This window comes from Achromobacter sp. (assembly GCF_032113835.1).
Classification (GTDB): domain Bacteria; phylum Pseudomonadota; class Gammaproteobacteria; order Burkholderiales; family Burkholderiaceae_B; genus Achromobacter.
This window is the reverse complement of the sequence record NZ_DAMCTG010000065.1, coordinates 24817-31025: the sequence shown is the minus strand read 5'-3', so window position 1 is coordinate 31025 and position 6209 is coordinate 24817. Positions and strand designations below refer to the sequence as shown.

The 6209-nt window shown below is 65.5% G+C and carries 8 protein-coding genes; 2 read left to right on the top strand and 6 right to left on the bottom strand.

Annotated elements, in window-relative coordinates:
* The coding region (locus RT697_RS19920; RefSeq protein ID WP_313701249.1) for a methyl-accepting chemotaxis protein at positions 1–302 on the top strand (302 nt) is incomplete at its 5' end.
* 474 nt (positions 303–776) lie between these two features.
* Positions 777–2372, top strand: coding sequence for a methyl-accepting chemotaxis protein (locus tag RT697_RS19915; protein ID WP_313701247.1), 1596 nt, complete (start codon positions 777–779; stop codon positions 2370–2372).
* Positions 2373–2384: 12 nt separating this feature from the next.
* Here RT697_RS19915 and fliR read toward each other — a convergent pair whose 3' ends face one another.
* Genes fliR through fliM form a run of 6 tightly spaced genes read right to left on the bottom strand, consistent with a single transcriptional unit; the run spans position 2385 to position 6207 of the window.
* Entirely contained in the window at positions 2385–3173 is a 789-nt protein-coding gene (fliR, locus tag RT697_RS19910; RefSeq protein ID WP_313701245.1) for a flagellar biosynthetic protein FliR, read from the bottom strand.
* Positions 3174–3207: 34 nt separating this feature from the next.
* A complete protein-coding gene (gene fliQ / locus RT697_RS19905) occupies positions 3208–3477 on the bottom strand; it encodes a flagellar biosynthesis protein FliQ (RefSeq protein WP_056570227.1) in 270 nt (89 codons plus the stop codon).
* A gap of 18 nt (positions 3478–3495) precedes the next feature.
* On the bottom strand, positions 3496–4287 hold the full coding sequence (gene fliP, locus RT697_RS19900) for a flagellar type III secretion system pore protein FliP (RefSeq protein WP_409517466.1): 792 nt from the start codon (positions 4285–4287) through the stop codon (positions 3496–3498).
* Between the two features lie 34 nt (positions 4288–4321).
* Positions 4322–4645: a flagellar biosynthetic protein FliO gene (gene fliO / locus RT697_RS19895; protein ID WP_105238505.1), complete on the bottom strand. Its 324-nt coding sequence runs from the start codon at positions 4643–4645 to the stop codon at positions 4322–4324.
* A gap of 10 nt (positions 4646–4655) precedes the next feature.
* The gene (fliN, locus tag RT697_RS19890) at positions 4656–5207 is read right to left on the bottom strand and encodes a flagellar motor switch protein FliN (RefSeq protein WP_313701242.1); all 552 of its coding nucleotides are present in this window, start codon (positions 5205–5207) and stop codon (positions 4656–4658) included.
* Entirely contained in the window at positions 5200–6207 is a 1008-nt protein-coding gene (fliM, locus tag RT697_RS19885) for a flagellar motor switch protein FliM (RefSeq protein ID WP_313701240.1), read from the bottom strand. Before fliM ends, fliN begins: the two co-directional genes overlap by 8 nt.
* Positions 6208–6209 lie beyond the last annotated feature (2 nt).

Below are 6209 nucleotides of genomic sequence, written 5' to 3'. Positions count from 1 at the left end.
CGACGATGCAGGAGATCGTGGCCTCGGTGAAGCGCGTGACGGACATCATGGGCGAAATCTCGGCGGCGTCCGAAGAACAGTCCAGCGGTATCGACCAGGTCAACCGCGCCGTGTCGCAGATGGACGAAGTGACGCAGCAGAACGCGGCGCTGGTGGAAGAGGCCGCGGCCGCCGCCGGCTCGCTGCAGGAACAGGCGCAGCGCCTGGCCGAAGCGGTGGCCGTGTTCAAGATCAACGCCGGCGAAGTGATTGAAGTGCCGGCGCATCAGCTGGGCGGTTATGCCGCGCCGTCGCTGAACTGATCGTCGTCATCCCGGGCCGCGCCCGATCCTGCAGATGCGGGATCGGGCGCGGCTTTTTGTGCTTGTTAGAACGGTGTCAGACACCCTTGCGGCATCCCATCAGCTTGGCGGTCGGCTCTGGCGGGTGTCAGACACCTGGAATTAGCCGGGGCGTGAGACACCTGGAAACAGCCCAGGTGTCTGACACCCTCAAGAATTGCTGCCACTTGCAGCCCAGGTGTCTGACACCCTCAAGAATTGTTGCCAAATGCCGGCGAGGCGCCACCCGGGTGTCTGACACCGTCCGCAACGAATGCCGGCGGCTCTACGTGACACTTGTTTTATCCCCGTCGGCCATTCACCCGTTGATTCAAATCATAAGCACGTTAAGTTTTCCGCTTTATGACCGTAAATGATGTCAACGCCTGAATTTTCAGGACAAAAACACAGTAATCACCGGTGGCCGGGGGATCGGGCGCCAGCTGGAGACAAACCATGCGTGTCAATCTGCCCGTCACCAATGTGGAAACCAAGCTGCGCGAAGACCAGTATCTGATCTCGCGCACCGACACCAAGGGCCGCATCGTCTACGCCAATCCGGCGTTCGTCGAGGTCAGCGGCTTCACCCGCGAAGAACTCATCGGCAAGGCGCACAACATCGTGCGCCATCCCGACATGCCGCCGGAAGCCTATGCGGATCTCTGGGAGACCCTGGAAGCCGGCGAGTCCTGGCTAGGCGTGGTGAAGAACCGCCGCAAGGATGGCGGCTACTACTGGGTGCTGGCCAATGCCACGCCCATCGTCGAGAACGGCGAGGTCGTCGCCTATTCGTCCGTGCGCGTGCGGCCGTCGGAAGAACAGATCGAGATGGCCGAAGACCTCTACGCGCGCATGCGCGAGGGCACCGCCAAGGGCGTGCGCATCCTGCACGGCCGGCCCGTGCGTGCCGGCTGGCGCATCGGCCTGGACCTGCTGGCGTTCCCGTTTCGTCCTGGCGTGCGCAGCCGCATGCTGCGCCACGCCACGCTGTCAGCCGCCATCGTTGGCGCAGCCGGCGCGTATGGCCTGAATGCCAACTGGGCCAGCCTGAGCCCGTTGGGCGCCGCGCTGGGCTGCGGCGCGATCGGGTTGGGCATCGTCGCCATCTACGCGATGGGCTGGAGCCTGTCGCGTTCGCTGCTGGAGCCGATGCTCGACGCCGCGAACATGGCGCGTCAGGTTGCCGCGGGCAACCTCACCACGCAGATCGTGCCGGAATCGGATGACGAGGTGGGCAGCCTGAAGTTCTCGCTGGAAGTCATGCGCAAGAGCCTGATCGGCATTGCCCAGGACGTCTATCGCGGCATCGAGAACACCACGCACGCGGCCGTGCACATCGCCCGCGGCAATCAGGAGCTGGCCGGCCGCACGGAAGGGCAGGCGGCCTCGTTGCAGCAGACGGCCGCCAGCATGCAGCAATTGACGTCCACCGTGCGCCAGAACGCCGACAACGCGCGCCAGGCCAACGATCTGGCCGCCAGCAGCATGGACGTGGCGCGGCGCGGCGGCGTGGCCGTCGGGCAGGTGGTCAACACCATGCACGGCATCTCGGACAGCTCGCGCAAGATCGCCGATATCGTCACCATCATCGAAGGCATTGCCTTCCAGACCAACATCCTGGCGCTGAACGCGGCGGTGGAGGCGGCCCGGGCCGGCGAGTCCGGCAAGGGCTTCGCAGTGGTGGCGGGCGAAGTGCGCAGCCTGGCGCAAAAGAGCGCCCAGGCCGCCAAGGAAGTGAAGACGCTGATCGAAGACTCGGTGGATCGCGTGACCGAAGGCTCGGCGCAGGCGGAGCAGGCCGGCGCGACCATGCAGGAGATCGTGGATGCCGTGCACCGCGTCACGGCCATCATCGGCGAGATCTCGCGCGCCTCGCAGGAACAGTCGACCGGCATCGAGCAGGTGGACACCGCCGTCTCGCAGATGGACGTGATGACCGTGCAGAACACGGCGCTGGTGCAGGAGCTGGGCGGCGCGGTGACGCAGCTGGGCAATCAGTCCGGCGCGCTGCGCGAGACCATCCGCGTCTTCCGCGTGGTGGGACAGCACTGAGTCTCTGGCGGGTTATCGTCCCGCCAGCGCATCCACCACACGGCTCATTGCCGTCAGCCCCGATTCGAACAGCGATTCCAGGAACGGCCCGGCGTGGGGCAGCACGATCGCCAGCACCGTCACGCCGACGATGAGCGTGACGGGAAAGCCCACCGAAAACACGGACAGCTGCTGGGCGGCGCGGTTCAGGATGCCCATGGCCAGGTTGATGGTGAGCAGGGCGCAGATCAGCGGCAGCGCCAGCAGCAGGCCCGACACGAACACCGTCTTGCCCCATTCCACGACCGCGCCCCAGCCGTTCTGGTGCAGCTGGATCGTGGCGATGGGCAGGGTGTCGAACGAACGCACCAGCGCCGCCAGCACCAGCAGATGCCCGTCCAGCGCCAGGAAGGTCAGCATCGCGACGATGTTGAACATGCGCGACAGCACGGCGGTGTTGGCGCCCGAGCTGGGATCGAAGAACGACGCGAACGACAAGCCCATCTGCAGGCCCACGAATTCACCGGCCGTCTGCACCGCCGCGAACACGATGCGCATGGTGAATCCCATGGCGATGCCGATCAGCACCTGCTGCATCACCATCCAGAGGCCGGCATAGGAGCCGGGCGCGACCGGCGGCATGGCGTCCAGCGCCGGGCTGATCGCCACCGCCAGCACGAACGCCAGGCCGATCTTGACCTTGACGGGGATAAGCGATTCGGAGAACAGGGGCGCGGTGGCCACGAGCGCCAGAATACGCACGAACGGCCAGAGAAACTGGCCGATCCAGCCGTTCAGCTGCTCGAGCGTGAAAGAGAACATGGCGTGGCAACCCGTGTCCCGCGGCGGGCGCCGCTCAGGACACCAGCATGGGGATCTGGCCGATGAGTTGCCGGATGTAGTCGACCATGACGCCGATCAGCCACGGACCCAGCAGCACCAGCACGCCGCACATGGCCAGCAGCTTCGGAATGAACGACAGCGTCATTTCGTTGATCTGCGTGGCGGCCTGGAAGATGCTGATGACCAGACCCACGGCCAGCGTGACGAGCAGGAGCGGACCGGCCATCGCCAGGACGATCTTCATCGCCTGGTAGGTCATGGTCATGACGGTTTCGGCAGTCATGGCGATCTCCTTGCGGCGTTACTGGTAAAAGCTCTGGGCCAGCGAGCCCATGAGCAGGTTCCAGCCGTCGGCCAGCACGAACAGCATCAGCTTGAAGGGCAGCGCCACGGTGACGGGCGGCACCATCATCATGCCCAGCGCCATCAGGACGCTGGCGACCACCAGGTCGATGATGAGGAAGGGAATGAAGATCGTGAAGCCGATCTGGAAAGCGGTCTTCAGTTCGCTGGTGATGAAGGCCGGCACCAGGATGCGCATCGGCACCTGCGACGGGTCTTCCAGCGCGGGCTGCTTGGCCAGGTTGGCAAACAGCGACAGGTCGTTCTCGCGCGTCTGGTGCAGCATGAAGGTGCGCAGCGGATTTGCGGCGCGTTCGACCGCGGCCTCGAACTGGATCGTGCCTTCGGATAAAGGCTTGTAGGCGTCGGTGTAGATCTTGTCGAACACCGGCGACATCGTATAGAAGGTCAGGAACAGCGCCAGCCCGATCAGCACGTGGTTGGGCGGCGACATGGCGGTGCCCATCGCGCTGCGCAAGAGGCCCAGCACGATGATGATGCGCGTGAAGCCCGTCATCATCAGCAGCGCTGCCGGCAGGAATGACAGCGACGTCATCAGCAGCATGGTCTGCATGCTGAGCGAGTAGGTCTGCGAGCCGTTCGCGCCCGGCGTGGCCGTCAGCGCGGGCAGCGTGGCCTGCGCCACGACTCCGGCCGGGAAGAAGGCCAGGCCCAGCACCGCGGCGGCGGCCAGCATGGGCAGCGCACGCTGGGCGGCGCGGGCGGTAGACGTGCGGGTGGGCAAACTCATGGGTATCGCTTGATTCGCGCCGGGGCGTACAGCCCTAGCGGCGCTTGAGTGCCTGGCCCAGCTTGGCCGCGAAGGCGGCCGTGGGCAGAGGCGAACCCTCCGGCAACTGGCCGGCGGGCAGGGTATGCAGGGTGGTGAGCTGGTTCGGGCCAACGCCCACCACCAGCCAGGTGTCTTCGATCTCGACAACGACGACGCTTTGGCGCGGACCGACCGGCATGCTGGCAATCTGGCGCAGCACGTTGCCGCCGCCGCGCTGGACCAGTCCGGCGCGCTTGGCAAGCCACGCCGCAGCCAGAATGGCGGCCACCACCAGCACTAGGCCGATGATGACGCGCAGCAGGGCAGGTTCGGTCATGGCGCCAGAATCAACGACGGTTGTTCAAGCGGTTGATCCGCTCGGACGGGGTGATGATGTCGGTCAGGCGGATGCCGTACTTTTCTTCGACGACGACGACTTCGCCCTGGGCGATCAGGTAGCCGTTGACGAAGATGTCCATCGGTTCGCCGGCCAGGCCGTCCAGTTCCACCACCGAGCCCTGGCCCAGCTGGAGCAGGTTCTTGATGGTCAGGCGGGTGCGGCCCAGCTCAACCGTCAGCTGGACGGGAACGTCCATGATGAGGTCGATGTCGGTGCCGTGGCCGGGCGTGGCGCCGGCCAGCGGCTTGAACACGGAAGTGGCGGCCGAGGCGGCCGGTGCCGCGGCAGCCGGTGCGGCGGCGGGCGCCGGCGCCGGGGCGGCAGCGGGCGCCGCTGCCTCGGGTGCAGCAGCCTGTTCGGCCATCGCGGCGGCCCAGTCGTCCTGCGGCTTCAGACCGTCGGCTTGCGTGGGCGGGTTGGCGCGGGATTGTTCGGCGAGCGCGTCGGCCCAGTCGTCGGCCGGGGACGAGCCAGTGCCGGGCTCGTTCTTGTCAGTCATGGTCAGAGGCCTCGTTGGGTTCTGTATCGTGGGTAAACAGGTTTTGTACGCGCAGGGCGTATTGGCTGTTGAAGACGCCGTAGCCGCATTCCATCAGCGGCACGCCGTCGACGTGGGCGATGACGGTTTCGGGGACGTCGACCGGAAGGACGTCGCCGACCTTCAGGCTCATCAGTTCGCGGATCGACGACGGGATGCGGGCAAATTCCGCAACCACGTCGATGTCGGCGCTGCGCACCTGACGGGAAAGCTGCTGCGACCAGCGCTGATCCACTTCCTCGAGCGTCGTTTCCTGCAGCGGACGCGTCAGCAGATCGCGCACCGGCTCGATCATCGAGTAGGGCAGGCAGATGTTCAGGTCGCCGCCGGTCGCGCCGAATTCGATATGGAACGACGAGACGACCACCACTTCGTTGTTGCCGGTGATGCTGGCGAACTTGGTGTGCATCTCCGAGCGGACGTATTCGAACTCGATCGGATAAACGGGATCCCAGGACTTGCCGTAGCTTTCCAGGGTCAGGTTGAGCAGGCGCCGGATGATGCGCTGTTCGGTGGTGGTGAAGTCCCGGCCTTCGACCCGCGTGTGGTAGCGGCCATCGCCGCCGAACAGGCTGTCGATGACCAGGAACACCAGGTTCGGGTCGTACGTGAAGAGCGCCGTGCCGCGCAGCGGCTTCATCTGAATCATGTTCAGATTGCTCGGCACCGGCAGGTTGCGCTCGAAGTCCGCGTACTTCTGGATCTTGATCGAACCGACGGTGATGTCGGCGCTGCGGCGCATGAAGTTCAGCAGCACGTTGCGCATGTTGCGCGCAAAGCGCTCGTTGATGAGCTCCAGCGTCTGCATGCGGCGGCGCACGACACGCTCGGGCGAGCTCAGGTCGTAGGCGCGCGCACCGTCGTTCTGGCCGCCGGATTCCTTTTTACTATCGCTCTCGCCGGTGACGCCGGCTAGCAGCGCATCGACTTCGTCCTGCGAAAGAAACGCCTCGTAGGCCATGC

Coding starts and splice junctions, on each gene's coding strand:
- fliM (WP_313701240.1), bottom strand. CDS start 6,207: ATGGCCTACGAGGCGTTTCTTTCGCAGGACGAAGTCGATGCGCTGCTA.
- RT697_RS19915 (WP_313701247.1), top strand. CDS start 777: ATGCGTGTCAATCTGCCCGTCACCAATGTGGAAACCAAGCTGCGCGAA.
- fliR (WP_313701245.1), bottom strand. CDS start 3,173: ATGTTCTCTTTCACGCTCGAGCAGCTGAACGGCTGGATCGGCCAGTTT.
- fliP (WP_409517466.1), bottom strand. CDS start 4,287: ATGAGTTTGCCCACCCGCACGTCTACCGCCCGCGCCGCCCAGCGTGCG.
- fliO (WP_105238505.1), bottom strand. CDS start 4,645: ATGACCGAACCTGCCCTGCTGCGCGTCATCATCGGCCTAGTGCTGGTG.
- fliQ (WP_056570227.1), bottom strand. CDS start 3,477: ATGACTGCCGAAACCGTCATGACCATGACCTACCAGGCGATGAAGATC.
- fliN (WP_313701242.1), bottom strand. CDS start 5,207: ATGACTGACAAGAACGAGCCCGGCACTGGCTCGTCCCCGGCCGACGAC.